Below are 26,302 nucleotides of genomic sequence, written 5' to 3'. Positions count from 1 at the left end.
GCTGGCGGGCGAGGCGGCCCTACTGAGCTGCGGAGAGCTTTCCGTCCTTGATGACTCCGATGGTGGTCTTGAAGATGCCGACGCCGGTGTCGTCGTAAGCGAAGTCTCCGAGCAGGCCCTGGTACTTGGTGGCGCGGATCTCGTCGGCGAGCTTCTTGCCGGTGGCCACCTTGGTGTTCTTCAGAGCGGTGAGCACGATGTTGGTGCCGTCGTAGGCCTTGGCTCCGTGCAGTTCGGCGTCCTTGCCGTACTTGGCCTTGTAGGCGGCGGCGAAGGACCGGCTGGCGTCGCTGATGTCGTTGCTCAGGTACGGGGAGCTGACGATGGTGCCTTCGGCGTTCGCGGCGCCGGCGGTGTCGGTGAAGACGGGTGTGCCCTGGGGGGCCGCGCCGACGAAGGGGGCCTTGATGCCGAGGTCGCGGGCCTGCTTGACGATGAGGCCGGCTTCGACCTCTTCGGATCCGAGGAAGATGACGTCGGGCTTGGCCTGACGGATGCGCGAGAGGGAGGCGCTGAAGTCCTTCTGGTCGGTGGTGACGACCTGGTCGGCGACGGGGGTGATGCCGGCCTTCTTCAGTGCGGCGGTGAAGGCGTCGTGCTCGCCCTTGCCGTAGGAGCCGTTGTTGGAGATCAGTGCGATCTTCTTGTACTTCTTGGTGTTGATCAGGTAGTCGGCCAGCGTGGAGTCGTAGGTGGTGCTGGTCGGCCCGTTGAGGAAGAGGAAGGGACTCTTGACGTCGACCAGGGCCGTCGCCTGACCGGAGGTGATATTGGGGATCTGGGCCTGCTTGAGGATGGGGGCCATGGCGACGGTCACGGCGCTCTCGGCGGTGCCAATCATCGCTATGTAGTTCCCGCTGTCCAGTTTGCGCGCGATGTTGGTGCCGGTGGTCGGGTCTCCCTGGTCGTCGAAGACCGTCAGCTTGATCTTGCGGCCGTTGATGCCGCCCTTCTTGTTCCACTCGTCGACCGCGAGCTTGGCGCCCTTGGCCTCCCAGTCCCCCAGGGAAGCGAGCTGACCGCTCTGCGCGTCCACTACGGCAAGCTTGATCGGCCCGCTGCTGCCCGCCTCGTCCGACGAGGAGTCACCCGGGGCGCTGCACGCGGACGCGGCGAGAAGGGCGCTGAGAGCGACGGCAGGAACGGTGACGGTGTGACGGAGTCTTGCGCGCATGGAAATCATCCTTCGTCCTGAAACGTGCCCTGGTAGATGTCGTTGATGTTCCAGTGACCGGGCGTGGGGACCGGCTCGTTGACCATGGGAATGTCGATGACTGCGGGCCGTCGGCGCTCCACCGCAGTGGAGATCACCTTGGCCAGGTCCTCCGCGGTTGCCACCTCGTAGCCGTCGGCGCCGCACGACCTTCCGTACGCGGCGAAGTCGGGGCTGTAGGGCTGGCCGTCCGGACCGGTGAAGTCACATCCGTACCCTCGGCCGTAGTTGGAGCGCTGGAGGTCGGAGATGGTGCCGTGGGCGCGGTTGTTCATGACGGCGAAGATGACCGGCAGCCCTTGTTCCACCGCCATCGGCACGGCGGGCAGTTGGGCGCTCATTCCGCCGTCGCCGATGAGGGCGACCACGGTGCGCTGCGGCTGGGCCATCTGGACGCCGACAGCCGCGGCCGGTCCGAAGCCCATGGTGGAAGCTCCGCCTGGCGTGATGAACCGTCCTTGGGGCGGCAGGTCGTAGGACTGTGCGACGCCGTTCTTGTTCCAGCCGACGTCGGTGACCAGGATCGTGTCGGCGGGCAGGCTTGCCCGCAGGTCGGCGAGAATGCGCTGAGGACGCAGCGGGAAGTTGTCGCTCGCGCCGTTCTCGTCCGCGTTCTGGAAGAGTTCAGCGCGGCTCGTGGCGATGGCGTCTCGCAGGCCGGGGCGGCGCGTAGGTTCGGGCTGTAGGGCTCGGACGGCGGCGTCGATGGCGCGCACGGAGTGGCCGACGTCGGCGACGGCCCCGATCTCAACCGGGTAGTTGCGGCCGATCTCGGCCGGGTCGATGTCGATCTGGATCAGCTGGCTCGGCGGGAAGTTCCACGTGTAAGCGGCCTCCCAGGAACTGGCGTCGGTCTCCGCGAAGCGGGTGGCGAGGGCCAGGACCACGTCCGCGTCCTTGGTGTGGGCGTGGGTGGAGTCCAGGCCCCAGAAGCCCGGCATGCCAAGGAGCAGGGGATGGCGGTCGGGGATGGCGCCCTTGCCCATGAGGGAGTGCGCAAGGGGGATGTCGAGGTGGTCGGCCAGTGCGAGCAGTGCTTGCTTGGCCTCGGGGGTGCGCAGTCCCCCACCGAAGTAGATGAGCGGCCGTTCGGCGTTGACCAGGGCCTGGGCGATGCGTTCGGCGGTCTCTTCCGTCAGTCCGGGCAGCGCGCTGTCGGGTATGGCGTGGGTTCCGGGGGTGTAGGGCTCGACTTGGCGCGAGAAAAGGTCCATGGGCACGTTGACGAGTACGGCGCCCGGCCGGCCCGACGTTGCGGTCCAGAAGGCGCGCTCCAGGGTCCGCGGCAGGTCGGCGGTGCGCTGGACGGGCCAGGCACGCTTGCAGAAGGGCCGGTAGATCGCGGTCTGGTCGGCATCCGCATGGAGGTTGACCTCCTGATGCGGGTGACGGCCGTAGTAATAAGAGGGGATGTCGCCGGAGATGACGATGAGCGGGACGGAGTCCATGGCGGCGGTGGCGACACCGGTGACCGCGTTCATCATGCCGGGGCCGACGTGCGTGAGCAGGACGCCGGGCTTTCCCGAGGCACGGGCGTAGCCGTCGGCAGCATGGGCGGCTGCCTGCTCGTGCCGGGCGATGACGAAGTGGATCGGACTGGGGCCAAGGGCGTCGAGCAGTGCGATGTTGGTGTGGCCGCAGGTGCCGAAGACGTACTCGACGCCGTACGACTCCAGCTGGGTGACGAGGGCTTCAGCCGCGGTTACGGTGGTCACTGGTTCTCTTTCGTGAGGTCATGGCGATCGCCCCAGATGGACAGGCCGCGGAGTATGAGGGTCTTGACGACCGTGTAGTCGTCGATGAGCCAGCGCGGCGATTCGCGCCCGAATCCGGAGTCCTTCACCCCGCCGAAGGGGACGTGGTCGAGACGGAAGTTCGACGTTCCGTTGACGATCAGCCCGCCCACTTCGAGGCGGCGCCAGGCAGTGAAGATGCGGTTGATGTCGTGGGTGTAGAGGCCGGCCTGCAGTCCGTAGCGGCTGGCGTTGCATTCCCCCAGGACGGTGTCGAAGTCGTCGTACGGCATGACGGCGACAAGAGCACCGAAGACTTCGTGGACGACGACCGAGGCGTGTGCGGGCGGGCCGGCGATGATGGTCGGGGCAGCCGTGGCGCCGTCCCGGGTGCCGCCGCGCAGCACGCTGGCTCCCAGCTCGCGGGCCTCGGCAGACCATCGGACCACGCGGTCGGCTGCGTCCTCATCGACCATGGATCCGATGTCTGTGGCGGAGTCCATCGGGTCGCCGACGACCAGCGTGTCGACGGCCGCGGCGAACGCGTCCAGGAAGTCGGGGTAGCGGCTGCGGTGGACGTAGACCCGCTGGACGGAGATGCAGCTCTGGCCGGAGTTGCTGTACCCGGTGCGTGCCGCGGTCTTGGCTGCAGCGTCGATGTCAGCGTCTTCGCAGATGATGGTGGCGGCGTTGCCGCCGAGTTCGAGGGCAAGCCGTTTGGCGCCGGCGGCGCGTGCGACGGCCGCCCCTGTGGCGGCGCTTCCGGTGAAGCTGATGACGTCGACCTCGGTGGCACCGCACAAGGCGGCACCGACCTCTCCCCCGCCGTGCAGCAACTGGACGGCCTGGTAGGGCATTCCGCTGTCGAGGAGCAGGGCCACGATGGCGGCGGAGATGCCGGGCGCCTGCGGCGGGGCCTTCACGAGGGTGGTGTTGCCCGCCGCGAAGGAGGCTCCGAGCTTGTGGGCCAGGAGGTTGGCGGGAGCGTTGAACGGTGTGATGGCCAGCGCGACTCCGGCCGGCGCCCGGTAGGTGAAGGCGCTGTTGCCGACACCGGTGTTCCAGCCCGCCACCGGCAGTGTCTCTCCGTCGATGCGGCGGGCTTCCGCGGCGCAGACCTCGAAGGTGGAGGCGACTCGCTCGATCTCTACGCGGCTGTCCTTGACCGGTTTCCCGAGCTCGAGGGCCAGCAGCTGGGCGAGTTGATCGCGGTTGGCCAAGGCAAGGGCGGAAGCTCGCTGCAGAATGTCGGCCCGCGCCGCAGGAGCGAGTGAGGCCACTTGGAGCGCGTACCGGCGGGCGTCGGCGACCGCCTGCTCGATCTCAGCAGGCAGGGCGGTGGGGGCGCGGCTGACGGTTCGCCGCAGGTAGGGGCCGGCGCGTTCTGCGGTTGGTCCTTCACCGGACCATGTCCCCGCGAGGAATGGTGGTGCGTCGACGACGTCTGCATCGGCGACGGATTTGAGGAGGACTTCCAGCATCACTTCTCCAGATAAGCCATCTAGCGGTTTGCATAGACCGCCTTGTGGACTGGCGTGTAACGTACGGGCGCCAGTTGGGCTTGGCAATAGTCAGCACGGAAGAAGTTGAACCCTGAGGTAGCGCACCAGTTGGGTGCCGCTCCCGACGACCTGACGCTGTCGCGGCGCACCCACGGCGGGCACCCGGCAACCCCCACGAAGGAGAAACCATGGATCTTGAGCAGGGACCGAATGGTGTGCGCAGCGTCCGGCGCGCCCTGGACATCCTTTCGCTGCTGACTGAGGATCAGCCTGTCGTCTCGCTGAAGCAGATGGTGGAGGCGACCGGTCTGGCGAAGACCACCGTGGTGCGGCTGGTGCAGACGCTTGAGGGCTACGGTCTGCTGTGGTTGACGGACGCGGGGTTCACCGCAGGCCCCGGGCTGTGGCGCTGGGCCCATCTCGCGCGTCAGGGCTGGGAATTGCCGGCAGAGACCGTCAAAGTGCTGCGGGATCTGGCCAATCGGCGTGGTGAGACCGCGAATGTCATGATCCGCCGCGACATCCACCGCGTGTGCGTCGCCCAGCAGGAGAGCCCCAAGCCGCTGCGCCACGTGGTGCGGGTGGGCGACGAGCTCCCCCTGTGGGCCGGTGCGTCGTCCAAGGTGCTGCTGCGCGGTGCGAGCGATGCGCTGCTGACACGGATCGCGCAGGCCTCGCCGTACGGGGCGCCTCACGCGGAACGGCTGCGGGAGCGGGTGGATGAGGCGGCTCGACAGGGTTACGCGGTGAGTCAGGGCGAGCGCGAGGTCGGCCTCACGGCCGTGGCGGTACCGCTCAGTACCGGGTCGGGCGTGGTTGTCGCCGCGCTCTCCCTCAGCGGCCCCAGCGCTCGCATCACCCAGGACCTGGTCGAGGACTTCGCCCAGGACCTCCTCCAGGTGGCCGCTCAGATCATGTCGCAAGGATTCGTCGATCACCCCCTGGGACCGAAGGGCTGACCGTCGTGTCGATGACGGTGCCCTCAGAGGGCACCGCGTGAGGAGTAACCACCTATGGATGTGCGACCGCTCGATGACATAAGAGTGCTGGACCTGACGAACGTTCTAGCCGGCCCGTACTGCAGCTACCACCTCATGCTGCTCGGGGCGGAGGTGATCAAGGTGGAGCGCCCCGGGCAGGGCGATCTGGCTCGCAACCTCGGCCCGGACGCCGACTTGAACCGCGCTGGCGTCGGTGCCTCCTTTCTGGCCCAGAACGCCGGCAAGAAGTCCGTGGAGCTCGACCTCAAGGACCCGGCGGATCGCGCCGTCTTCGAGGAGATGCTGGCCGGTGCGGACGTGCTTCTGGAGAACTTCCGGGCCGGCGTCCTGTCCCGGATGGGATACGGACAGGACGAGCTCGACCGGATCAACCCGCGTCTGATCTGCTGTTCGATCTCGGGCTTCGGGCAGACCGGGCCGATGAGCGACGCCCCGGCCTACGACCAGATCATCCAGGGGCTCTCCGGGATGATGAGTGTCACCGGCACGCTGGAGACAGCTCCTCTGCGGGTCGGCTTCCCGGTGTGCGACACGACCGGCGGGCTCTCCGCCGCTCTCGCGGTCAGTGCTGCCCTGCTGCACCGGGAACGCACCGGACAGGGCAGCAGGCTGGACGTCTCCATGCTGGAGACGTCCCTGTCCGCCATGGGCTGGGCCGTGTCGAACTACATGATCAGCGGAGTTCCCCCGGAACCGATGGGGGACCAGAACGCCACCGCCGCGCCGTCCGGCACGTTCCGCACCGCGGACGGACCTCTGAATATCGCGGCCAACCAGCAGCGCCAGTTCGAGGTCTTGTGCGAGCTGGCGGGAACCCCGGAACTGGTCACGGATCCCCGTTTCGCCGAACGGGAAGGCCGCAAGGCCCGGCGTGAGGAACTGAACGCAGCTCTCAACACCGCGCTCTCCCGGCGTCCGGCAGCCGAATGGGAACGGATGCTCACGGCCGCCGGTGTGCCTGCCGCACGGGTTCTCACCGTGCCGCAGGCCCTGGATCAGCCCCAGTTGAGGCACCGGGGGTTCATTGCCGAACTCAGCAGGCCCGACGGGTCGGGCACCGCTCTCCCGGTGCTTGGCAGCGGAGTGCTCTTCGACGGCGAGGCCTTCCTGCCGCGGACCCCGCCGCCCCTGTTGGGTGAACACAACCACGAACGGGATGAACTCGCTTCGCGCTGGTCCGCCAACACAAGCGCGGCGAAGGAGACAACCCGCACATGAGTGCACCCACACCGGAACAGAACGAGACCGCGCAGTGGTGGGCCACCGACGTCAGCCACATCGAACCCGGCTCCATCGAACTGCGTGGCCGGCCCGTCCAGAGCCTGATCGGTTCGGTCGGTCTCGTGGACATGATCTGGCTGCTGCTGCGCGCCGACCTTCCCTCCCTCAGACAGTCCGCCCTGCTGGAGGCAGCTTTGGTGGCGGGCGTGGACCACGGGCCGCAGGCGCCTTCGATCGCCGCCGCACGCATGGCCGCAACCTGCGGTGTCGGCCTCAACAGTGCGATCGCCACCGGCGTCAACATGCTCGGCGACGTTCATGGCGGCGCGGGGCAGCAGTGCGTGCAGATGCTGGAGGAGATCCGGGCCCTCCATCTGGCAGGAGAGGACTGGGACACGGCGGCCAGTGAGGTCATGGCGCTCTGGCAGGCCCGATCCCGCTACCTTCCAGGCTTCGGCCACCGCTTCCATCCGGTGGACCCGCGCCGCGATCCGCTGCTGCGGCTGACCGAGGAAGCCGTGGCCGCCGGAGTCGTGGCGGGAGACCACCTCCAGGCCGCTCTTGCCGTCGAGCGCGCACTGCAGCAGCGCCGGGCCGGCGCCCGCCCTGTACCGATGAACATCGACGGTGCCACGGCCGTCATCTATGCCGAACTCGGCTTCCCTGCGCCGCTGGCCAGAGGCCTGTTCGTGCTGAGCCGGTCGGTGGGGATCCTGGCTCACGCGTGGGAGGAGACGGGGCAGGGCCGGCGGAACAAGGGCCCCATTCCGCGGTCCGTCCTTCCCGCCCGTCTGACATCCGCGGAACCGCTCTCCGTCGAGGAATCCGCGTCGTAGCCCTTGTCAGGCGTCGGCAGCGTCCATAACGTATGGAACCGCCTCCGGGCGACCATCGTGCGGGTCTAGTAAACCGCACAGCGGACCAAGATCCGCTCTCCCGCTCTCTCTTCCCCTCGCCCCCACCGGACCATCAGGTGGATCCGGAACTGGCAGGGTCATGCCACGAAAGAGGGTTCATGGACAGACGCAGTTTCCTCACCACCACCGCGGCAGCAGGCACGACAGCGACCGTTGCCATGCTCAACACCCCCGCCCAGGCCGCGGAATCACGAACCGGGACGCTGGCAACTCCCGTTCCCCGGCAGGCCTTCACGCCGACGGGCAAGAACTTCCCCAAGGCCGGCGGCAACCTGGCCAACCAGAACTACTCAGCCCTCAAGAAGATCACCCCGCGCAACGTGAAGCAGCTCGGCGGAGCGTGGCACATCAACCTGGAGGGCGGCGACACACGCAGCGCCCAGCAGTGCGCCGTCGTCGCACAGGACGGCGTGCTGTACATCGCCACCACCCAGCAGAACATCTTCGCCGTCAACGGGCGGACCGGCGCCGTCAGGTGGAAGACCAACGTCGGCGCCGAGACCACCAACATGCGCGGCGTCGCCCTCGGCCAGGGTCTCGCCTTCACCATCTCGGGCGAGAACACCGTCTACGCCCTGGACCAGAAGACCGGCACGGTCGTGTGGACCAAGGCCATGCTCATCGAAGACCAGGGCGATCCCGACTGCGACCCGGCCAGCGGCCAGTGCGGCGGCAGCAGGGGCAGCCTGGCCGGCGCGGTCGTCTACTGGGACGGCCTCATCTACGTCGGCACCCAGGGCAGCACAGCCGGCGCCCGCGGCCGCGGCTACGCGCTGAACGCGGCCACCGGCGAGGTCGTCTGGACGTTCTGGGGAACCCCCGGCCCCGGCGAGTACGGGCACGACACCTGGGAAGGCGACACCTGGAAGACCGGCGGTGCGGTCTGCTGGATCCACCCCGCAGTCGACCCCGAACTCGGCCTCGTCTACTGGACGTTCGGCAACCCCTACCCGCGGACTGACGGCTCCACGAGGGGCGGGGACAACCTCTTCGCCAACTGCCTGGTGGCCATCGACGCCAAGACGGGCAAGCGGCGCTGGCACTTCCAGTCCGTCCACCACGACATCTGGGACTACGACGGCGTGATGTCGCCGGTCCTCGCGGACATCCAGATCGAAGGACGCAAGCGCAGGGTCGTCGTCTACGGCAGCAAGACCGGCATGTACTACATCCTCGACCGCGCGACCGGCGACCCCGTGCACGGCATGGAGGAGCGCCCGGTACCGCAGCACGAGGCCCAGAAGACCGCCCCCACCCAGCCCTTCCCCGGGGGCGAGCCCTTCGTCGAGACGGAACCCCGGATCGACAAGGCCACCCGCCCCGTGCCGTTCTACGCGACCGGCGGACTCTTCGAAGTGCACTGGGACCGGCCGACCATCCTCTACCCCGGAGCAGGAGGCGGCGCCGACTGGTCCTCTCCCTCCTTCAGCCACCGCACCGGGCTCGTCTACGTGGGGTACGGCTTGATCAACTCCGCGTACTCCAACACCCACGGCGGCCGGGTCAACACCGCGCGGCCACTGGGCGAATACTTCGCCGGCGGCGTCGTGGCGGTGGACCCGCGCACCAACACGGTCTCCTGGCGGCAGGAGGGCGACTGGTCGCTCGCCCACGGCAACGGCGTCCTGTCCACCGCCAGCGGCGTGCTCTTCCAGGGACGTCCCGACGGCGTCCTCACCGCTCTGGACGACGCGACCGGCAAGGAACTGTGGACCTGGCAGTGCGGCGCGGGCGTCAACACGAGCCCGATGACCTACGAGGTGGACGGCGAGCAGTACATCGCGGTCCTGGCCGGCGGAAACGGTCTGCCCTACCCGGACATCCCCAAGGGTGACCACCTCTGGGCGTTCAAGGTCGGCGGCAAGGTCGGGCCGGCGGCCGCCCCCGTGCCGCCCTCGAAGCGCAACCAGATCCGTGTGGCGGCGGTCAGCGGCGCCACGGCGAGCAACACCGTCACGCTGGGCCGCGTCTGGGACAGCGCGAAAGCCGCGCCGGGCGCCACGGAGAACCTGGTCGCTCAGAACGCGATGTCTCCGCAGCACCTCGCCATCTCCAAGGGCACCACGGTGACCTTCACCAACCCCGCCTCCAACAAGACGGCGCACGGCGCGGTCGCCTTCTTCGAGGCCGAGTTCGACACCGGCCTGCTCATGCCCGGCGACTCGTACACGCACACCTTCGACACGCCCGGCGAGTTCTTCTACAACGACCCGGTGTCCCCGCAGAGCACCGGCAAGATCGTCGTCTCCTAGCGCTTTCGCTGCGCTCGGCCAGGCCGCGGCCCTCATCCCGGCGCCGCCCGCCGCCCCTTCGTAACGGTCCGTGCCCCTGTAGTCCGCCGCACCCGGTGACAGCGCGCGGCCACCGCCAGCCCCTCTCTTTCAGCACGCCTGCCGACGTGCCGGTTCGGCATGCCATCCGCACCAGAAGGAAGCACTCTCATGACAGGAAGAACGCTCCGGGCCAGAGCCCTGAGCACTCGCTCAGCCGTCCTGGCCACCATCGGGATGACGCTCGCCATGGTCGCGGCGCTCCTCGCGACAGGGACTCTCAGCTTCGCCCACGGCCGGATCGGAACCGGAGCCCAGGAACTCGGCGACCCCGACTACGGGGTCTGCCGCGGCCTCGACGACGACTGCTACCACGACTGGGGCAACTTCGACTCGGCCAGCGGCTACAAGGTGCTCCTCTACACCCGCACCGCAGGGCCCCGTCACGCCAACCTGGGCCCCGCGCTGGGCGCCGGCCTGAACCCGCCGCTGACCGACGCGAACGTGGTCCAGAACGCCGTGCTCAAGCTGGGTGAGAAGAGCGGCTTCCAGGTCGACTACACCGAGGACGTCAGCCAGCTCGCCTCGCCGAACACCCTGTTCAAGTACAACGCAGTGGTGTTCTTCTCCACCAGCAGGGACGCGCTGGACGACGCCGCCCAGACATCCCTGCGCCAGTACATCCGCGGCGGCGGCGGCTTCGTGGGCATCCACAACGCTTTCGGCACCGAGTACAACTGGCCCTGGTACGAGGGCCTGTTGGGCAACGCCAACTTCTACGACCACGGTGCCGCGCAGCCGGGAACCGTGCAGACGGTGGAGCGCAAGGACAACTCGACCAAGGAGCTTCCCGCTCGTTGGAACTTCACCGACGAGTGGTACAACCTGGTGCCCGCTCCGACCAAGGTGCGCCTTCTCGCCAAGGTGGACGAGAGCACCCTCACCAAGGGCGTGGCCGGCAACTACAACCACCCCGGCCACGGAGACAACCACCCGGTGGCCTGGTGCCAGTACTACGACGGCGGCCGCTCCTGGGTCACCACGCTCGGCCACGACGCCAAGGAGTTCACCACCGACGGTTCGTTCGCCGGTGCGGCCGAGTTCCAGAAGCTCATCGTCGGCGGCATCCAGTCCGCCGCCGGCATGAAGCCCTTCTGCAAGTAGCGGCGATCAGGCGCGGGTTGGTTGGCGGTACAGCCTGCCGTACCGCCAACCAACCCACCGGGGCAGTGAGGCCGACGGCAATCCGGATCGCATCCGTCCCGCCCCTTGCCACTGCAGCCCACCCTGCCTAGCGTATGAGGCAACCCATCTGGCGGCCCATGAGGACCATCTAGCGGTCTTAGCTCTTCGGGTCTCTGCCCCGCCTCCACCCCACCACGAGCCAGCCACAGAGTTGCCACGACCCCCCTATTTCGCTCCCGAAGGGACACCGAGATGCTCGACAACACCACACCAGACCCGCAGGCCGACACCACCATCAACGCCACCACCGCCTGGGTGACCCCTGACTTCACGGTCGTCGACACGGCCATGGAGGTCACCGCCTACTCCCTCAACGCCCTCTAGAAGAAGGCCCCGTGCGCCTGCTCACGCCGGGCACGGCAGCAGGTGGAGGCGTTCCTCAATGGAACTGCGCGTGCCCCGGTTGTTCCGGGGCACGCACCCACCCTGACCGTCGCCGCAGCCACGACTCCCTCGCCGTCCTGGGTCACAATCCGTCCTCCTGGTTCCTCGTCAACGCCGGCCCCGATGTGGCAGCTCACCTTGAGGCACACAGCGAACTGCAGCCAGGGCCTGGGAAGGAACGCACACCGGTCGTCCGAGTCCTGCTCACCGACGCCGAACTCGACCACACCAGCGGCTTGCTGAGGCTCCGCGAGGCACGTCACATCGAGATCTACGCCACCGCCCCCGTGCGCCAAGCCGTGCGCGAGCGTCTGGCGCTGGACACTGTCCTCACCCCGTACACCTCACTCACCTGGCATGACCTACCCGAGGTCGACCAGAGTCCAGCAGTTGTCGCGGGTATTGAGATCGCGGCCGTACATCTGTCAACCAAGCGTCCCCGCTACGCGGCGGACGCACCTGAAGACAGTGCCTGGGTTTCGGCGGTCACTCTGCACGATCCCGCCCGCGGCACGACTGCGCTGTACGCGCCGGCACTCGCCGGATGGAGCGAGGACTTCTCAAAGGCAGTGGCCGGAGCCGACTGCGCCTTCATCGACGGAACGTTCTGGGACGACGAGGAGCCGCGCCGGATGGGCATCTCCACTCGGACATCCACCGGCATGGGACATCTGCCCATCGACGGCCCGGACGGAACCGCCGAACGGCTCGCCGCACTGCCCGCCCGCTGCCTCTACACCCATTTCAACAATACGAATCCCCTGGTCGACCCCTCCGCTCCCGAGCACGGCGTTCTGGCCGAGCGAGGACTCGAGGTGGCGCAGGACGGGATGGTGATCGACCTATGACGACGGCACCGCTGCGAGACGCCGCGGAAGCTGCAGGCGCGCAGGAACCGGACGACGAGCCCTTGTCCCCCACCCTGTTCGAAGCCCAGCTCCGGGACCTGGCCAGGAGCCGCTACCACGACAGACACCCGTTCAACCTGCGAATGCACCGGGGCGAGCTCTCACCCGACGAGCTACGCACCTGGGTGTCCAACCGCTTCCACTACCAGCGCAGCATCCCGGTGAAGGACGCGCTGATCCTCGCGAAGCTGCCCGAGCCGTCGATGCGGCGCTCCTGGCTGCGCAGGATCCAGGATCACGACGGCCTGGTCGACGGCGAGGGCGGCATCGAGCGCTGGCTGCGCCTCGGTGAGGCGGTTGGCCTGAGCCGCAGCCAAGTAGTCTCGGGCGCACATGTACTGCCTGGCGTGCGACTCGCCGTCGATGGCTACGTGAACTTCTGCCGGCTCAGCCCTGCGCTGGAGGCCGTCGCCTCCTCACTCACCGAACTGTGCGCACCGAACATCATGATGACCCGTCTGGAAACCTTCCCGGTTCACTACCCGTGGATCGAAGAAGCGGGCCTTGCCTACTTTCGCAGCAGGGTTCCGCAAGGGAGCCGGGACGGCGTCGAGGCACTCGCCTGGGTGATCGACTGGGCGCAGACCCGCAGCGACCAGCACAAGGCTCTGTCGGCACTGGCTTTCAAATGTGACGTCCTCTGGTCTCTGCTCGACAGCGTGGAACACGGCGGCACACCGGAGAGAACACGGTGAGCGCCCCGGAGCGCCCATGGTGTCCGCAGATGTCACCCTCCGTGGTACTGCGCCACGACAGGGCACGCGGCAACCACGTCCTCCTCATGCCGGAGAGGGTCGTGGTGTTGGAGGGCAGTGCCCGGCAGGTGGTGGAACTGTGCGACGGAACCCGAGCGGTTGAACAAATCATCGAAGAGCTCCGGGAGCGGTTCCCTCACGCGCCCGTCGACACGGAGGTCGGTCCGTTCATAGAACGGATGCGTGAGAAAGGCTGGATCCGGTGAGCACGATCCCACCCCCGTGGGGCCTACTAGCAGAGCTGACCCACGCCTGCCCCCTGCACTGCGGCTACTGCTCCAATCCCCTGGAACTGACGCACCGATCACAAGAACTGAGCGGACAACAATGGGTTGAGCTGTTCCGTCAAGCCGCAGCGCTCGGAGTTCTGCAGACCCACCTGTCCGGTGGAGAGCCGCTGCTCCGCAAGGATCTCGATGTCATTGTTGCCGGTGCCGAAGCGGCAGGCCTGTACAGCCAGTTGGTCACCAGTGGTTCAGGCCTCAACGCGGATCGGCTGCGCTCCTTGACCGATGCCGGACTGCGCAGCGTCCAGCTCTCTGTCCAGCACTCCGACGCCGATACTTCGGACCTGATCGCCGGTAGCCGGGCGTTTGCAGCCAAGGAGTCTGCTGCGGGGCTCGTCAAAGGCGTAGGACTGCCTCTGGGTGTCAATGCTGTACTGCACCGGCATAATCTGGACGCCATCGACGGGTTGGTGGAACTGGCGCTGCGTTGGGGTGCCGATCGTATCGAGCTGGCCAACACGCAGTTCTATGGATGGGGCCTCCTGAACAGGGAGGCGCTGATGCCCGGGCGAGACCAGCTCGCCCGAGCCGTGGAATCCGTCAGCAGATGGAGGGAGCGGCTCGACGGGCAGCTGGAGATCGTATGGGTGGCCCCGGACTACTTCGACGGAGTGGCAAAACCCTGCATGGGCGGCTGGGGGGCCGTCTCCCTCACCGTGACCCCGGACGGCACCGCTTTGCCCTGCCCAGCGGCTGCCACCTTGCCCGGCCTTGACGGGGTCAACGTCAAAGATCACCCACTGCGCTGGATCTGGGAGAAATCCAAGCCGTTCAACCTCTATCGAGGCACTGACTGGATGTCCTCCCCGTGCCGAACGTGCGACCGGCGCGATCAGGACTTCGGCGGCTGCCGGTGCCAGGCCTTCGCTCTGACCGGCGATGCCACCCGCACCGACCCGGCCTGCTCTCTGTCTCCAGACCACGCGACACTGTCAACCTTGGCTCGGCCGGCAACGAGCGGCGTCACCGAACTGATCCCACGTCGGCCGTAAAAACGGTCAGCCTGAAGGGGACAACCCCCCAGCACCTACCAGCTGACAGCACGATTCCCATGGCGAGGCGCCAGCTCCAGAGCGGGTTGCCGGGCCTTCCCCCATGAAGGTGGGCACGCAGTTATTGATCACGCGGCGAGCATGAGTTTACCGGCGTGGTGTCGGTGTTCGTATTCGTTGGGGCTGAGGTGGCCGTTGGCGGAGTGCCGGCGGCGGGTGTTGTAGCGGGTCAGCCAGGCGAAGACGGTCCTGCGGCAGGTGTCTGAGTCGCCGTAGTGGTGGGCACCCCGGAGGGTCTCGCGTTTCAGGGAGGCATGGAAGCTTTCGCAGGCCGCGTTGTCGGCGCTGGTGCCGACCGCGCCCATCGACCGTGCGACCCCGAGCTGGTCGCAGAGGCCGGCGAAGGCCCGGGATCCGTACTGGGCCCCGTGGTCGGTGTGGAACACGGCGCCGTCCAGGCCACCTCGGGTCGAGGCTGCCATCCGCAGTGCGTCGGCGACCAGGCCGGTGCGCATGTGGTCGGCGATGGACCAGCCGACGACCTTGCGGCTGAAGCAGTCCAGCACGGTCGCGAGATAGAGGAACTCCCCGCCCGCGAGCGGGAGATACGTGATGTCACCCATGTATTCGCGCCCCGGCCCGGTAGCGGTGAAGTCCCGGTGGAACAGGTCCGGGACCGGTGAGGTGGCCGGGTCCGGGACGGTGGTGCGCACGCGTCTGCGCAGGCGGATGCCGGTGATGGAGAACGTCCGCATGATCCGGGCGATCCGCTTCTCGTTGACCCGTCGCCCTTTCTCGCGGAGCTCGGCCGTCACTCGCGGGGAGCCGTAGGCGCCGCCGGACTCGCCGTGGACCTCGCGGATCTCCTCGGCCAGGATCCGGTCCTCCCGCTGCCGGGTGGCCCGGGCCTCGGCGTCGGCGTCGGCGTCGGCGAGCCACTTGTAGTAGCTGGACCGGTTCACGTCCAGGACCTGGCAGAGCCGCTTCACCTCGTAGGTGTTGCGATGGTCGTCGACGAACTGGAAGCGGCTCCTCACCAGTTCGTCTCTCCGGCGAAATACTTGGCCGCCTTGCGGAGGATGTCCCGCTCGGTGGCGAGCTTGCGCTCACTTGCCTCGAGCTCGGCCACCCGGGCCTCCAACTGCCGCACCCGCTCGTCCGGATCAGCGGACGGCACCGCCTCCCGCGGCCGGGCGCCCGGCTTCGCAACCGCGGCGGTTCGCCGGAAGATCGCCTGAGGCAGGCTGACACCCATGCTCACCATAAGCCAGCTGGCGGCGTACGCCCGGGTGACGGTACGGGCGGTACGCCACTACCACAAGATCGGGCTGCTGCCCGAGTCCGAGCGCGACCGGTCCGGGTACCGGACCTACGATGCCGCCGCGGTCGTGCGACTGATCCGGATCCGCACCCTGGCCGATGCCGGCGTGCCGCTGGCCAGGGTGCAGGAACTCCTCGACGCCGGCCCGGAGGAGTTCGCCGGGGGCGTCCAGGAGATCGACAAGGATCTGCGCGCCGAGATCCGGCGGCTGCAGGACACCCGCAGACGACTCGCCCGGCTCGCCGCCGGAGAGCACCTGGCACTCCCGCAGAGCGTCGTGGACTACCTCGACCGGCTGCGCGGTCTCGGCGTCGGGGAGCGGTACATCGAGCTGGAGCGGGATGCCTGGATCATGATCGCCGCCCAGGTGCCGCACCTGATCGACTCCGTGATCGCCAAGAAGCACGAGGAGCTGGACGACCCCGACATGGTGAGGCTCTACAGCTTCTTCACCGGGGCGCTCGACTGGCAGGCCGACGATCCACGGATCGTCGAGATCGCCGACATCCTGGAGCGCCTGATGATTCGCGCCGTGGAGGCCGGCGAGGTGGGGGCCGACGGCTTCGACGATCAGTTCGTCGCCCTGATGGACTCAACCATGCTCAAGTCCGCACCGGGCGCCGAACTGGTGCTGGCGATTCTGAAGGAGCGTGGCTGGAAGGGCTGGACCCGCATCGAGCGAGTGCCTGCCGACAGGCTCAACCCTAGTGAAGGGTCGACGCCCTCGGCGCCAACCCCAGACTGCTGAACTATGCGCGACAGCGGCCCTGATGTGTCTGCTGAACCACATGAAAGTCGCAGGTTGTCACACCAGTCTGGAGTGGTTCCCTACACTTGCACCCGCCCTCGCACAGACGGAGGGCCGGCACTGAGCTGCGGTGCCCGGACTTGAGTGAGATGGGTTTCGCAAGGTCGTCTCACTCAAGTCCGGGCAAACGGCCTTCTTGGTCAGATGTGGAGTTCGGGCGGGAAGCCGGTCCATCGCAGTTCTGCGGGCAGGTGCCGCATGTCGTTGTAGAACAGCACGGAGGAAGGCCTGCCAGGTGTGTATCGGATGACCGTCAGAGCTGCGTTGCCGTGATTGAGGCCCATCCAGCGCCACTCGGGTGCGTCGAGGGCGGCTCGGATCAGCCAGCCGATGAGGAAGTTGTGTGTGACGACCAGTTCATGGCGGGGGCGATCTCCGTCGACCGGACCTGTGAATTCTGCAAGTGCTTCCCGGGCCAGTGCTGGACCGCGGTTGCGCTCTTCCTCCGGAACCTGGGCGAGGAAGGCGAGCATGGCGTCGGCCGAATCCGGCGGCAGTTCCTCCTTCGTCGGCATGTAGGGGACGTAGTCGCCTGCCAACTCTGACTGGTGCAGTGGGGTGTCGCCAAGTTGTGCGCTGATCAGCCGGGCCGTCTGCTCCGCCCGGGGCAGCGGCCCGTGGCAGATCGCCGAAAGTGGGGTGTTCTGGAGCCGTTCACCGAGCAGAACGGCTTGGCGGCGGCCGCTCTCCGTCAGGGTCGTCTCGTCTTCCGACGCTTCACCGTGCCGAGCGAGGTAAAGGTATCGAGTGGCTGTGTCTGTCATGTCCCGGCTCTCTGTCGCCATCCGTGATCTTGTATGTCGGGATGGACGCTGAGCTCGTTGTGGATAGTTCCGTCGCGGCTTCGCTGGCTCAGTTGGCGATGAGTGTGGGGACGCCTTCGGGGTTGCCGAGCCGATACTCGATCTCCGCGGCTGACGACTTCATGTCTTCGTGAGCCAGACGCGGCTGGTCCCGCGAATCGCGCTTTCGCTGGGGAAGCGCAGAAGGAACTTGGCGATGCTTTCGGCGGAGACGTAGAAGTCGTCGTTCATCGCCAGCTTTCCCCAGTGGGGCGAGGTGAACATGTGGATCAGGGCGACGCGTTCGGGGAATCCGGCTGCTGCGAGCCAGGGTGCTTTCATGTCCGGCTCGACTTCGGGTCCTTTGCTCCGGACCAGGTCGTGAAGGATCTCGGCCCGGTGGGCGAGGCCGGCCCAGAGTCCACAGGTGGCCTCCTCGCAAATGTCGATGAGGGCCGGGCCGTGACGTCGGCGAATGCGCCAGTACTGCTGGTGGGCTCGAAGGACGTCGGGAGTGCGGAACAGATCGAGCTGCTGTTCCGGGGCGTGGACGCGCAGGCCGACGGTCGTCGATCGAAGGGGGACCGGTGTCAACTGTGCGTTCCAGCCGCCGCATTGAGAGGGAGGCGTCAATGCTCTTCGCGCACTCCTTGAGGAAAACGACCACATCGTTCAGGGGATCGACGGAGGTAACGATCATGGCGAGGACATGATCGCGAACTTCACGCGCGGCGGGAAGCGGACGGGCTGCCGGGGCGGTTGCAAGTTCCGGGATCGCGTAGATCGCCCACGCTCAGCAGGAGTTGACGTGGCAACATAGGCACGAGACCGGTGATCGTCAGGGTGTCTACGCCAGCTGATCACATCGAGGTCCCGTGCCTGCCGCTCCGTCCTCCCCGGTCCCTGCCGTTCTGGCGAAACTGGGTCCCCTCCACCAGCACGACACCGGCCGCCTGCGCGCCCACCTCCATCGCGTACCCGACCCGCGTTCACGTCGCGGACGGTGGTATCCCCTGGTCGGCTTGCTGCTGATCTGCGCCTGCGCAGTCGTCTCCGGCGCTCGGACCATCACCGAGATCACCGAGTGGGGACAGCGCGCCACCACCACGGTCCTGGAACTGCTCGGCATCCGCCGCCACCTGCCCGGACGTCGCCGCGCCCCGTCCCAGGCCACCCTCCCCCGGCTCTTGGCCGCCCTCGACGGCGATGCCCTGGACGCCGCGATCGGCGCCTACCTGGCCGAACGCGACCACACCGACGTCGGCGCCACCGGCTCGACGCCGCGGCCGACGATCGCCGTGGACGGCAAGGCGCTGTCCGGCTCCGCGCACCGACAGCAGCGCCACCGGCACCTGCTGTCCGCCGTCACCCACGCCCCCACCGTCACCCTGGCCCAGCGGGGGGGGTAGGGGCCAAGACCAACGAGACAGCCGCCTTCCGCCCGCTGCTGGAACCACTCGATCTGGCCGGCACCGTGGTCACCTTCGACGCCCTGCACAGCGTCAAGGACCAGGTGCGCTGGCTGGTGCAGGAGAAGAAAGCCCACTGCATCGCGGTCATCAAGGGAAACCAGCCGACCGCGTCCGCCCAGGTCAAAGCCCTGCCGTGGGAGCAGGTGCCGGTGGCGCACACCGTCTCCGGGACCGGGCACGGCCGGCGGGAGTCCCGCTCGGTCAAGACCATGGCCATCGCGGCGAACCTGGGCGGGATCGCCTTCCCCGAAGCACGGCTCGCCTTGCGTATCCACCGGCGCCGCCAGGAGAGCGGCAGGCGGCAGACCCGGGAGACGGTCTACGCCGTCACCAGCCTCGACACCCACCAGGCCAGCCCTGCCGATCTGGGCGGATACGTACGCGAGCACTGGGGAACCGTAAATTCCAGCCACCATGTCAGAGACGTGGTGTTCGCCGAGGACGCCTCCACCGTCCACACCGGCAGCGCACCGCGCGCGATGGCCGCTTTGCGGAACCTGGCCATCGGCAGGCTACGACTGCTGGGAGCCGACAACATCGCCAAAACCACCCGAGCGATCCGGGACGCACCCGAACACGCCGTCTGGATCCGGGGCATCACCAACAGCCCGCTCCTGCCGGGAACTTGAAACCGCGCTGGTGGACAGCAGGACGGTGTGCAGCTCCCGAACCCGTCGTCATCGCATTGCTGCGGAAAACGAGGTCCGCAATAACGGAGCACGAGCGATTCGGCAGGTTGCGAGGCCGACGGTGTCGGCCTCGCAACCTCCGTCACGCGAATGCCTACTGGTTCTTGCCCAGGCAGAGCACCACGTCGGCGCGGCCGGTCTCGGTGTACCAGGCCACCACACCGGGAACGCTCTTGCACTGGTCACCGTTGCCGGTGTCCTCCCGCAAGACCTTGTACGCGGCCTTGGGGTCCTTGCAATCGATCACGTGCACATCCGGGTTGTCGTCCGTACCGCTCACCTGGACGCAGTCACCGGCGTTGGCGGTAGAGGGGTCACCGGTCACCTCGTCGTAGATCATCCAGATCACGAGAGCGATCAGCCCGATACCCAAGCGGATCAGCAGCTTCTTGAGGGCGCGGGCGCCCTTCTTGGGCGGTTCCGGCACCGGAGCCTGCGGCGGTACGGAGTAGGCAGGATCTTGGTAGGCAGGCGGTGTTGTCACTGGTTCCTCGAAGGTCAGCCGCAGCGGGCAGGGGGGAGGGCGAACATGTTAGCGATCACGTAATGAAGGTCACTGCGTGAAGACGGAACGAGACTGCCGGGTATTCATATCGTGATCAAGGGCCTGTCGTTCCTCATCAGTGAGCAGGAGAGGGTCTTGAACCCATGCCTGGTCGCTGCGGGCATCCCGAACGGTGCTGGATGTCCTGGTCGCCCACTTTCGCGCCGTGTCCCGTGACACGGATCGTGTCCGTGGTCCAGGGATACGGGGGCCGGTGTCCTCAGGTACCCGGTCCGGCCTGGACGCTCCGACGCCCCGCACGATCGCTCCGGTCGTGCGGGGGCGTGCCGTCCGCCGCCGGACATACCGGAGATGAGCTTGCGGAACTTCTTGCGGTGGCCGTACCTCTCCCGGGTCTTGTCCGCCGTGAAGTCCAAATCCTCGACGGCGATAGCCAGGTTGTGCCGCTTCGCCCAGTGCAGGAGCCGGATGAGTGCGTGCCGCATCTGGGCGTCACGGTGGTGTGCGGTGCCGGACAGGTCGTAGCCGGATGTCTGTCGACACGGGCTAACCAGTACTACGTTTGCCCCTCGCGCACGCTCGAACCGCGCGGCGTCATCCGCGGCTACGCCGCGGTGGTCGATCCCGAGGCCGAGCGTCGGCAGGCTACGACTGCTGGGAGTCGACAACATCGCCAAGACCACCCGAGCGATCCGGGACGCACCAGAACACGCCGTCTGGATCTGGGGCATCACCGACAGCCCGCCCCTGCCAGGAACTTGAAACCGCCCTGGCACAGGGGTGGACCAGGCCTCGAGGGCTGCGGCGCTGGGCTCCCGGCGTTTCCTCACGAGGTGGAACAAGGTGCCTGCAAAGAATCCTGCGACGACGAGAAGAAAGATCGCGGTGACTCGCACGAAATACGTTGGAAGCAGTCGCGGCTTGAACCAGCACGTTGATCCCAGCAACGACGCCGGCGACTCTGAACCGCCAGCGTGGCACGCGTTTCCCTCTCATCTTCCAGCGCACAGCCTACGACCCAGTGCCGCGCAGATGTCTTGGCTACTTCACCACGTGGGGCACAGTCTTGAAAACCGTCGTGGCGCAAGTCACCGTGGGTTCAAATCCCACACCCACCGCAGTGGTGGAGAGCCTCTGACCAGCAGGATCGGTCGAGGGCTCTCTTCGGTCCTGTCGCCGCGAGCGACCGTGGTTCCCCGAGGTTCCCCGCCTGACCGGGCACGGAAGGGGCACGGTTTCTTCCGTGCGTGAGCATGGTCAGGCAGAGGGGTCGCACACTGGCGTCATGCTCTCGCCACAGCGGTTCCGAGATGCCCAGCACACGAAGTACCACTTCATTGATCATGTACTCGTGAGCTGTCCGAAGTGCACTGGGATTGCACACATTGCCCCGGTGGCGTCGGCGGCGGACGAGGTTCCTTCCGTGTTCGCGCGCCGCCGTCTCGTCTGTAGGGCGTGCGGTCTGTCGCGAGATGCTGCTGGGGGAGGCTTCCGCCTCTTCCGGGGGCGAGACGAAGCGGCAGATCCCTACTTCGGTCTGCCGTTGAGGTTGCAGACAGAGATGCGACAAGGCTGGCTGTGGGCCTACAACCCGGAACATTTGGAGCTGATCCGGAAGTTCGTACAGGCGCCGTTGCGTGAGCGAGCACCATGGGATGCGCAGGTAAAAAAGATGACCCTCGTCGCGCGGCTACCAACCTGGATCAAGAGCGCGAAGAACAGAGATGAGGTTCTGCGCGCCATCGACCGGATCCGGTCGTCCCTCGCCTGACCAGCTCCGCCGCGCTTCGATCAAGAAGTCGTTCAACCGGGCCATGGCCCACAAGCCGACTGAGCGCACCCTTTCCCCCGGCCGCGGCCGTATCGCCCATCCCGCCTGTCTCTTACTCCTTCACTCCAGGCAGGGCAATCACCTGATATCGGCGCTGGGACGGAGGGGTGGGTCGGGAAGCCCACGGTGTCCGGACGCGATGCTGTCACCTTCGCCTTTCCTCATGCAGATTTGCCGCCCGGGTCCCGTGTCTGGGATCTTGTCCGGGGCGGCGATCTCAAGCAACGCGCTCAGCCGTCGGCACCACTCGCCTCGGCCTCAACCCAGGCCTACTGGTGGAGCCGTGGCCAAGCCGCGAGCAGCGGATCTTCGGACTGTCCATGGCCATACGAAGAAGGAGAAATAGCGTGAACATCGAAAAGGTTACGGCTCGACGTCTCACATCCGAGGAAGTTTCAGAATTGGGCCTCCAGGAGGAAATCTTCGTCGCGGCAGAGCTGGACGATCTTTCTCTCGACTGCTACGCTCCGGCCTTCCTCACGAAGCCGGGAAAGTATTTCGATGGAGGATCCTTTATCGCAAGGACAATTTTCGGTAAGGAAATTCATGTTCTTCCGAACAATGTTGAAGAGCGTGGGATCTGGGTTGCCGACGAGGCCGGGGAAGAAATCGAGGTTCTCCAGAGTGCTGGCGTCCTCCTGAACCTCGCTCTCTTCGTGCCCAACGGGAACAAGGAATCTCTGGAGTCGCTCTACACCGCAGCAAGAGAAGCGTTCGGCGCGGGAATCGTTCAGCGCTGGAACGAGGAAGTCGTGGCGGTGCCGGACGTCAAGGTCGACCTGTTCGAAGAGCCGGCCCGCGGGCGAAAGGGCACGAGCAGCCAGAACCGCGACCGCCGCGCCTTGGACATCTACCCCACCCGAGTGCGGTTCATGGAGCCCAGCGTCGGCTGGAAGTTCATCGTCGAACCGCACCAGGAGACGATCGACGACACGCCGACGATCTGAGCTGACAGCAGCCCGGAGAAGGTACGCCGACGGCTGCGATCTCTCACAGTCCGATTTCTGCACGCAGCATGAGCCAACCGGCTCGGGGCGGGACGGGGCATTGGTGCCGACGCCCCGCCCCGCGTGCCCCGCATAGGTTGCGGAGCGTTCCGCGTATTCGCCGATCAGGCGCGTCGGCTTCCGGCCCCTGCCTGGATTGACCAACGGCCAACCCACGTGCCTATTGGGCCTACAGCAACGGCCCCTGCCGTCAGTACCTGCAGCGGCGCGGCATCCGGCACACGATCCCGGAGAAGGCCGACAGCCGGGCCGCCCGCTTCCGGAAAGGATCGCGAGGCGGACGGCCACCGAGGACCGGTACAAGAAGCGCAACACCGTCGAGCGGGCCATCAACAAGCTGAAGAACTCCCGCGCCGTCGCGACCCGATACGACAAGCGCGGCTACGTCTTCCTAGGCACCGTCACTGCGGCCGCGCTCATCATCTGGCTGCGGTCCTGACGAGCACTGAGACCGGTCACCATCCCAGATCGGCGGGGCGCTGATGTCCGCACGCCACGAGGCTGCCGTTCTTGTCGACGACCGTGGCGTCGTCGGCTGAGTTCACCCACACCGTGATGCCCTGAGCATGAACAACTACGTTGAACGGTGAATCCTCAGGCTCCAGGTCCGTCACCACAGTGAACTCCTCGCCGGGACGCATCCAATGGTCAGTTCCCCAAGGTTCCACCCACAGGCAGAGCCTGCTCTCGGTCTCGTTGCTCACGCTGGTCTTCGACACGCCAGAACCCTGACGAGACCATGATCGGCCGGACAGGCCCTAACCGAGCGGCAGCTCGACACGTCGTCCGAGGCCGGTCTACTCCGCCTCATCGTTCGTAACCATCGCGAACACTCCGCTCGGGATGCCCGGAAGCCCAGCCGCGCCAGACGCCACGGCAAGGAGAACCTCCTCAGCGGCCCCGGTGATGAAGAAGACGTACACCTCGTCGCACTCCTCGCCATCGTCATACACCTCCGCTGCCTCCTGCTCAGCGAGGAAGTCCTCGACCTGGTCGATCCACGGGAAGGGATACGAACCTTCCAGAGCGCCGGGGGCTTCCCGAAGGGGCACATGGATCTCAACGACAATGTCCATGAGGGTCATTGTTGCTGGTCAAGGCCTGGACACATGTACCCACCCAATCTCGGAGCACCGCGAGGCGCGGCAAATCAGCGTGAACCGGACAGCACACCACTACGCCGAAGCCTTGCCCCACAGAGAAGCCCCGCCAGGTACCACCCGACGGGGCTTCAAATTTGCACAAGCATACTACTGTGCGGGGCTCAGCACGTGGGCCGGATCATGGAACTCGACAAGGAGCCTTGGTCCCCATGACGCCAACGAAGCATCCCGCCGAAACTCCGGCGAGACCCTCCGTGACGTTACGGCCGCCTACCACTCGGAGGTCCATAGTTGGCGGTCAGGGTTGCGGCGTACTCGTCCGGGACGGTCCGACCCGCGAAGGTCAGCGGGAGATACGACTCCAGCGCCCCTGACACCTCCAGGAAGGGCCCGAACTGCGCGCGCCATTCGTTCCGTGCGGCTATGTTCGGAAAACCCCGGAAAACTTCCGTGAATTCATCATGCGAAATCTGTTGGGTACTGACGAGCCGAAGTCAGCAACCCCTGCTGGTCACCCGACCTGCTGATCCGCAGTTTTTCCCGGGACAGCGGAGGCGGTCGCTCTCCACGCTTCGAGATGTCGAGTAACGAAGTACGAGAGAACGGCCGCTGCTCATGAGTCTCCCGGTCGACGCGCCCGCAAGTGACGCGTTGGGTGTCTTGTCCCGCTCTCGGGTCGAGTTCCACGAATGCCTCTACGCCCGAGCGGACGCGCTCTTCGAGCTCACAGATGCGGTGCTGTGCACGGACGGACCGGTGAAGACCTGGTCGAGCTGTCGCTGGCGGCTGACACCGGCGCGGGCACGGCGCCCTGTGCGCTGCGCTGGACCGGGGCTGGCTGGAGCCTGACCAGGTTGCGCCGCGCCCTGGCCTCGCTGCCGCTGCCGAAGGCCGCCGACGGCAGGGTTGTGCCGGCCGTGGACGTGAGCTACTGGCTTCGCCCCGACGCACCGACCAGCGAGGACCAGTTGTTCTGCCACGTCTACGGACACGGTGACCGCAAGACGGACCAGTTCATGCCTGGCTGGCCGTACTCCTTCGTCGCCGCGCTGGAGTCCGGCCGCACCTCCTGGGTTGCGCTGCTGGACGCAGACCGCCTGGGCCCCGAGGACGACGCGACCGCCGTGACCGCCGCCCAACTACGCGACGTCGTCGAGCCGTTGATGCAGGCCGGGCACTGGCAGCCGGGCGATCCGGAGATCCTGATCGTCATGGACTCCGGCTACGACGTCGCCTACCTCTCCCACGCCCTGGCGGACCTGCCGACCGTCATGGTCGGGCGCCTGCGCTCGGACCGGGTCATGCTCCGCGACCCGGACCCGGCCCGCTCCGGGCCGAAGGGCGGCCCGGCCACTCCGGCACGGCGGTGTCCTCACCCTCGCCAAGCCCGACACCTGGCACCACCCCGACGTCACCACCACAACGGACACCACCCGCTACGACAAGGCCGAGGCGACGGCCTGGGACCGGATACACCCACGGCTCACCCACCGAGGCCCTGGCTGGAGCACGTGGAAGAGGAACTACCCATCCTGCATGGGATGTTGGTGCGACTGCGGGTCGAGCGCCTGCCGGGCGACCTCGATCCGAAACCGGTCTGGCTGTGGTGCTCGGCCACCGGCGCCACACCCGCGGACGTGGACCGCTGGTGGCAGTCATTCCTCCGCAGATTCGATCTTGAGCACGCCTTTAGGCTGATAAGCAGACGCTCGGCTGGACGTGCCCGAAGGTCCGCCGCGCGAACACCGCCGACCTGTGGACCTGGCTGGTCATCGCCGCCCACACCCAGCTCCGCCTCGCCCGGCCGCTGGCCGCGGACCTCCGCCGCCCCTGGGAGAAGCCGGCCGAGCCCGGCCGACTCACCCCCGCCCGCGTTCGCCGGGGGTTTCGCAACGTCCGCGCGACGGCAGCGCCTGGCCGGCGGCCGCACCGAAACCGTCCGGCCAGGCCCAGGGCGACCTCCCGGCTCGAAGAACAAACAGCGAGCCAAGCGCCACGACGTCGGCAAGACGGTCAAAAGCGCCGAGTCGATCAAGGAGCATCAAGCCCGCCGAGACTAAACGTCAAGCTGAGGCATACACCGCCCGGCCCACCACAAAGTGGGCGCCAAGCCCCGACGTCGAACGTCACCACCGCCCCGGCACCGAGCCCTCCCCGGCAGTCGGGTTGGATAGCAATGTGGCGTGACAGTCAGAGACAAGGGGGAAGGGATTGTTCACGTTCTTTGTGGTGGGCTTGGCGCTAGGGCCTGTGTGACGTCGTGATCAGCTGGTGGGTTCTGCCCTCTTCGGGCGGTGGAATCCGGTAAGACGTTGGTTGTGACTCGTAGGCAACTCACCGACGATCAGTGGAAGTT

At 67.0% G+C, this 26,302-nt stretch carries 25 protein-coding genes and 3 pseudogenes; 17 read left to right on the top strand and 11 right to left on the bottom strand.

Annotated features, from left to right (window positions below; all coding sequences use genetic code 11):
- Positions 1 to 19 precede the first annotated feature (19 nt).
- Genes ACFYW8_RS34100 through ACFYW8_RS34090 form a run of 3 tightly spaced genes read right to left on the bottom strand, consistent with a single transcriptional unit; the run spans position 20 to position 4,427 of the window.
- Positions 20 to 1,174 carry an ABC transporter substrate-binding protein gene (locus tag ACFYW8_RS34100; RefSeq protein WP_389086920.1) on the bottom strand — a complete coding sequence of 385 codons (1,155 nt, stop codon included), beginning with the start codon at positions 1,172 to 1,174 and terminating at the stop codon, positions 20 to 22.
- Positions 1,175 to 1,179: 5 nt separating this feature from the next.
- Positions 1,180 to 2,928: a thiamine pyrophosphate-binding protein gene (locus ACFYW8_RS34095; protein WP_389086915.1), complete on the bottom strand. Its 1,749-nt coding sequence runs from the start codon at positions 2,926 to 2,928 to the stop codon at positions 1,180 to 1,182.
- Positions 2,925 to 4,427, bottom strand: a complete 1,503-nt coding sequence (locus tag ACFYW8_RS34090) for an aldehyde dehydrogenase family protein (protein ID WP_389086910.1) — start codon at positions 4,425 to 4,427, stop codon at positions 2,925 to 2,927. The genes ACFYW8_RS34095 and ACFYW8_RS34090 overlap by 4 nt, the downstream gene beginning before the upstream one ends.
- Before the next feature lie 209 nt (positions 4,428 to 4,636).
- Here ACFYW8_RS34090 and ACFYW8_RS34085 point away from each other — a divergent pair, with 209 nt between their 5' ends.
- The 10 genes from ACFYW8_RS34085 (at position 4,637) to pqqE (ending at position 14,428) form a co-directional block, all read left to right on the top strand.
- Positions 4,637 to 5,407, top strand: a complete 771-nt coding sequence (locus ACFYW8_RS34085; RefSeq protein ID WP_164369215.1) for an IclR family transcriptional regulator — start codon at positions 4,637 to 4,639, stop codon at positions 5,405 to 5,407.
- 54 nt (positions 5,408 to 5,461) lie between these two features.
- Positions 5,462 to 6,667 carry a CaiB/BaiF CoA transferase family protein gene (locus ACFYW8_RS34080; RefSeq protein ID WP_389086902.1) on the top strand — a complete coding sequence of 402 codons (1,206 nt, stop codon included), beginning with the start codon at positions 5,462 to 5,464 and terminating at the stop codon, positions 6,665 to 6,667.
- Positions 6,664 to 7,506 carry a citryl-CoA lyase gene (locus ACFYW8_RS34075; RefSeq protein WP_389086897.1) on the top strand — a complete coding sequence of 281 codons (843 nt, stop codon included), beginning with the start codon at positions 6,664 to 6,666 and terminating at the stop codon, positions 7,504 to 7,506. The genes ACFYW8_RS34080 and ACFYW8_RS34075 overlap by 4 nt, the downstream gene beginning before the upstream one ends.
- A gap of 179 nt (positions 7,507 to 7,685) precedes the next feature.
- Entirely contained in the window at positions 7,686 to 9,839 is a 2,154-nt protein-coding gene (locus ACFYW8_RS34070) for a PQQ-binding-like beta-propeller repeat protein (protein ID WP_389086892.1), read from the top strand.
- Positions 9,840 to 10,028: 189 nt separating this feature from the next.
- The gene (locus ACFYW8_RS34065; protein ID WP_389086888.1) at positions 10,029 to 11,021 is read left to right on the top strand and encodes a ThuA domain-containing protein; all 993 of its coding nucleotides are present in this window, start codon (positions 10,029 to 10,031) and stop codon (positions 11,019 to 11,021) included.
- Positions 11,022 to 11,294: 273 nt separating this feature from the next.
- A complete protein-coding gene (pqqA, locus tag ACFYW8_RS34060; protein WP_389086883.1) occupies positions 11,295 to 11,426 on the top strand; it encodes a pyrroloquinoline quinone precursor peptide PqqA in 132 nt (43 codons plus the stop codon).
- Between the two features lie 11 nt (positions 11,427 to 11,437).
- A complete protein-coding gene (gene pqqB / locus ACFYW8_RS34055; RefSeq protein ID WP_389086878.1) occupies positions 11,438 to 12,334 on the top strand; it encodes a pyrroloquinoline quinone biosynthesis protein PqqB in 897 nt (298 codons plus the stop codon).
- A complete protein-coding gene (gene pqqC, locus ACFYW8_RS34050; RefSeq protein ID WP_389086873.1) occupies positions 12,331 to 13,089 on the top strand; it encodes a pyrroloquinoline-quinone synthase PqqC in 759 nt (252 codons plus the stop codon). Before pqqB ends, pqqC begins: the two co-directional genes overlap by 4 nt.
- A gap of 29 nt (positions 13,090 to 13,118) precedes the next feature.
- On the top strand, positions 13,119 to 13,355 hold the full coding sequence (gene pqqD, locus ACFYW8_RS34045) for a pyrroloquinoline quinone biosynthesis peptide chaperone PqqD (RefSeq protein ID WP_389086866.1): 237 nt from the start codon (positions 13,119 to 13,121) through the stop codon (positions 13,353 to 13,355).
- Positions 13,352 to 14,428: a pyrroloquinoline quinone biosynthesis protein PqqE gene (gene pqqE, locus ACFYW8_RS34040; RefSeq protein ID WP_389086863.1), complete on the top strand. Its 1,077-nt coding sequence runs from the start codon at positions 13,352 to 13,354 to the stop codon at positions 14,426 to 14,428. The genes pqqD and pqqE overlap by 4 nt, the downstream gene beginning before the upstream one ends.
- Before the next feature lie 128 nt (positions 14,429 to 14,556).
- Here pqqE and ACFYW8_RS34035 read toward each other — a convergent pair whose 3' ends face one another.
- A complete protein-coding gene (locus ACFYW8_RS34035) occupies positions 14,557 to 15,465 on the bottom strand; it encodes an IS3 family transposase (RefSeq protein ID WP_389086858.1) in 909 nt (302 codons plus the stop codon).
- On the bottom strand, positions 15,462 to 15,683 hold the full coding sequence (locus ACFYW8_RS34030) for a hypothetical protein (protein WP_389086853.1): 222 nt from the start codon (positions 15,681 to 15,683) through the stop codon (positions 15,462 to 15,464). The genes ACFYW8_RS34035 and ACFYW8_RS34030 overlap by 4 nt, the downstream gene beginning before the upstream one ends.
- On the opposite strand from ACFYW8_RS34030, the gene ACFYW8_RS34025 reads away from it, so the two are divergent.
- Positions 15,682 to 16,497, top strand: coding sequence for a MerR family transcriptional regulator (locus tag ACFYW8_RS34025; RefSeq protein WP_389086848.1), 816 nt, complete (start codon positions 15,682 to 15,684; stop codon positions 16,495 to 16,497). The two genes, ACFYW8_RS34030 and ACFYW8_RS34025, sit on opposite strands and share 2 nt — an antisense overlap.
- 200 nt (positions 16,498 to 16,697) lie before the next feature.
- On the opposite strand, the gene ACFYW8_RS34020 is transcribed toward ACFYW8_RS34025, so the two are convergent.
- On the bottom strand, positions 16,698 to 17,321 hold the full coding sequence (locus tag ACFYW8_RS34020; protein ID WP_365882868.1) for a histidine phosphatase family protein: 624 nt from the start codon (positions 17,319 to 17,321) through the stop codon (positions 16,698 to 16,700).
- 159 nt (positions 17,322 to 17,480) lie between these two features.
- The gene (locus ACFYW8_RS34015; protein ID WP_389086840.1) at positions 17,481 to 17,972 is read right to left on the bottom strand and encodes a hypothetical protein; all 492 of its coding nucleotides are present in this window, start codon (positions 17,970 to 17,972) and stop codon (positions 17,481 to 17,483) included.
- A 242-nt stretch (positions 17,973 to 18,214) separates the two neighbouring features.
- Here ACFYW8_RS34015 and ACFYW8_RS34010 point away from each other — a divergent pair, with 242 nt between their 5' ends.
- A complete protein-coding gene (locus ACFYW8_RS34010; protein WP_389086834.1) occupies positions 18,215 to 18,748 on the top strand; it encodes a transposase family protein in 534 nt (177 codons plus the stop codon).
- A gap of 35 nt (positions 18,749 to 18,783) precedes the next feature.
- Positions 18,784 to 19,440: an ISAs1 family transposase gene (locus ACFYW8_RS34005; protein ID WP_389087362.1), complete on the top strand. Its 657-nt coding sequence runs from the start codon at positions 18,784 to 18,786 to the stop codon at positions 19,438 to 19,440.
- A 154-nt stretch (positions 19,441 to 19,594) separates the two neighbouring features.
- On the opposite strand, the gene ACFYW8_RS34000 is transcribed toward ACFYW8_RS34005, so the two are convergent.
- Both ACFYW8_RS34000 and ACFYW8_RS33995 read right to left on the bottom strand, forming a co-directional pair.
- Complete coding sequence (locus tag ACFYW8_RS34000; RefSeq protein ID WP_389086829.1) at positions 19,595 to 19,984, bottom strand: hypothetical protein; 390 nt, start codon at positions 19,982 to 19,984, stop codon at positions 19,595 to 19,597.
- A gap of 69 nt (positions 19,985 to 20,053) precedes the next feature.
- Positions 20,054 to 20,553: pseudogene (locus tag ACFYW8_RS33995) on the bottom strand (hypothetical protein); the annotation flags it as partial.
- 737 nt (positions 20,554 to 21,290) lie between these two features.
- Between ACFYW8_RS33995 and ACFYW8_RS33990 the strand changes: the two are divergent.
- The 3 genes and pseudogenes from ACFYW8_RS33990 to ACFYW8_RS33980 all read left to right on the top strand — a co-directional run.
- Positions 21,291 to 21,776 carry a hypothetical protein gene (locus tag ACFYW8_RS33990; protein WP_389086824.1) on the top strand — a complete coding sequence of 162 codons (486 nt, stop codon included), beginning with the start codon at positions 21,291 to 21,293 and terminating at the stop codon, positions 21,774 to 21,776.
- A gap of 407 nt (positions 21,777 to 22,183) precedes the next feature.
- Complete coding sequence (locus ACFYW8_RS33985; RefSeq protein ID WP_365882684.1) at positions 22,184 to 22,783, top strand: hypothetical protein; 600 nt, start codon at positions 22,184 to 22,186, stop codon at positions 22,781 to 22,783.
- A gap of 227 nt (positions 22,784 to 23,010) precedes the next feature.
- Positions 23,011 to 23,282 (top strand): annotated as a pseudogene (locus ACFYW8_RS33980) (IS5/IS1182 family transposase); the annotation flags it as partial.
- Between the two features lie 16 nt (positions 23,283 to 23,298).
- Here ACFYW8_RS33980 and ACFYW8_RS33975 read toward each other — a convergent pair.
- Positions 23,299 to 23,562, bottom strand: a complete 264-nt coding sequence (locus ACFYW8_RS33975; RefSeq protein WP_389086816.1) for a hypothetical protein — start codon at positions 23,560 to 23,562, stop codon at positions 23,299 to 23,301.
- 78 nt (positions 23,563 to 23,640) lie between these two features.
- Complete coding sequence (locus ACFYW8_RS33970; RefSeq protein WP_389086811.1) at positions 23,641 to 23,919, bottom strand: hypothetical protein; 279 nt, start codon at positions 23,917 to 23,919, stop codon at positions 23,641 to 23,643.
- A 642-nt stretch (positions 23,920 to 24,561) separates the two neighbouring features.
- Between ACFYW8_RS33970 and ACFYW8_RS33965 the strand changes: the two are divergent.
- Positions 24,562 to 26,120, top strand: a pseudogene (locus ACFYW8_RS33965) (NF041680 family putative transposase).
- Positions 26,121 to 26,302 lie beyond the last annotated feature (182 nt).

This window comes from Streptomyces sp. NPDC002742 (assembly GCF_042888885.1).
In the GTDB taxonomy this organism is placed as follows: domain Bacteria; phylum Actinomycetota; class Actinomycetes; order Streptomycetales; family Streptomycetaceae; genus Streptomyces.
The sequence above is the reverse complement of the archived record's forward strand: the minus strand, read 5'-3'. Positions and strand labels throughout refer to the sequence as shown.

Coding starts and splice junctions, on each gene's coding strand:
- ACFYW8_RS34100 (WP_389086920.1), bottom strand. CDS start 1,174: ATGCGCGCAAGACTCCGTCACACCGTCACCGTTCCTGCCGTCGCTCTC.
- ACFYW8_RS34090 (WP_389086910.1), bottom strand. CDS start 4,427: ATGCTGGAAGTCCTCCTCAAATCCGTCGCCGATGCAGACGTCGTCGAC.
- ACFYW8_RS34085 (WP_164369215.1), top strand. CDS start 4,637: ATGGATCTTGAGCAGGGACCGAATGGTGTGCGCAGCGTCCGGCGCGCC.
- ACFYW8_RS34080 (WP_389086902.1), top strand. CDS start 5,462: ATGGATGTGCGACCGCTCGATGACATAAGAGTGCTGGACCTGACGAAC.
- ACFYW8_RS34075 (WP_389086897.1), top strand. CDS start 6,664: ATGAGTGCACCCACACCGGAACAGAACGAGACCGCGCAGTGGTGGGCC.
- ACFYW8_RS34070 (WP_389086892.1), top strand. CDS start 7,686: ATGGACAGACGCAGTTTCCTCACCACCACCGCGGCAGCAGGCACGACA.
- ACFYW8_RS34065 (WP_389086888.1), top strand. CDS start 10,029: ATGACAGGAAGAACGCTCCGGGCCAGAGCCCTGAGCACTCGCTCAGCC.
- pqqA (WP_389086883.1), top strand. CDS start 11,295: ATGCTCGACAACACCACACCAGACCCGCAGGCCGACACCACCATCAAC.
- pqqC (WP_389086873.1), top strand. CDS start 12,331: ATGACGACGGCACCGCTGCGAGACGCCGCGGAAGCTGCAGGCGCGCAG.
- pqqD (WP_389086866.1), top strand. CDS start 13,119: ATGTCACCCTCCGTGGTACTGCGCCACGACAGGGCACGCGGCAACCAC.
- ACFYW8_RS34025 (WP_389086848.1), top strand. CDS start 15,682: ATGCTCACCATAAGCCAGCTGGCGGCGTACGCCCGGGTGACGGTACGG.
- ACFYW8_RS34030 (WP_389086853.1), bottom strand. CDS start 15,683: ATGGGTGTCAGCCTGCCTCAGGCGATCTTCCGGCGAACCGCCGCGGTT.
- ACFYW8_RS34020 (WP_365882868.1), bottom strand. CDS start 17,321: ATGACAGACACAGCCACTCGATACCTTTACCTCGCTCGGCACGGTGAA.
- ACFYW8_RS33990 (WP_389086824.1), top strand. CDS start 21,291: ATGCTCTCGCCACAGCGGTTCCGAGATGCCCAGCACACGAAGTACCAC.
- ACFYW8_RS33970 (WP_389086811.1), bottom strand. CDS start 23,919: ATGGACATTGTCGTTGAGATCCATGTGCCCCTTCGGGAAGCCCCCGGC.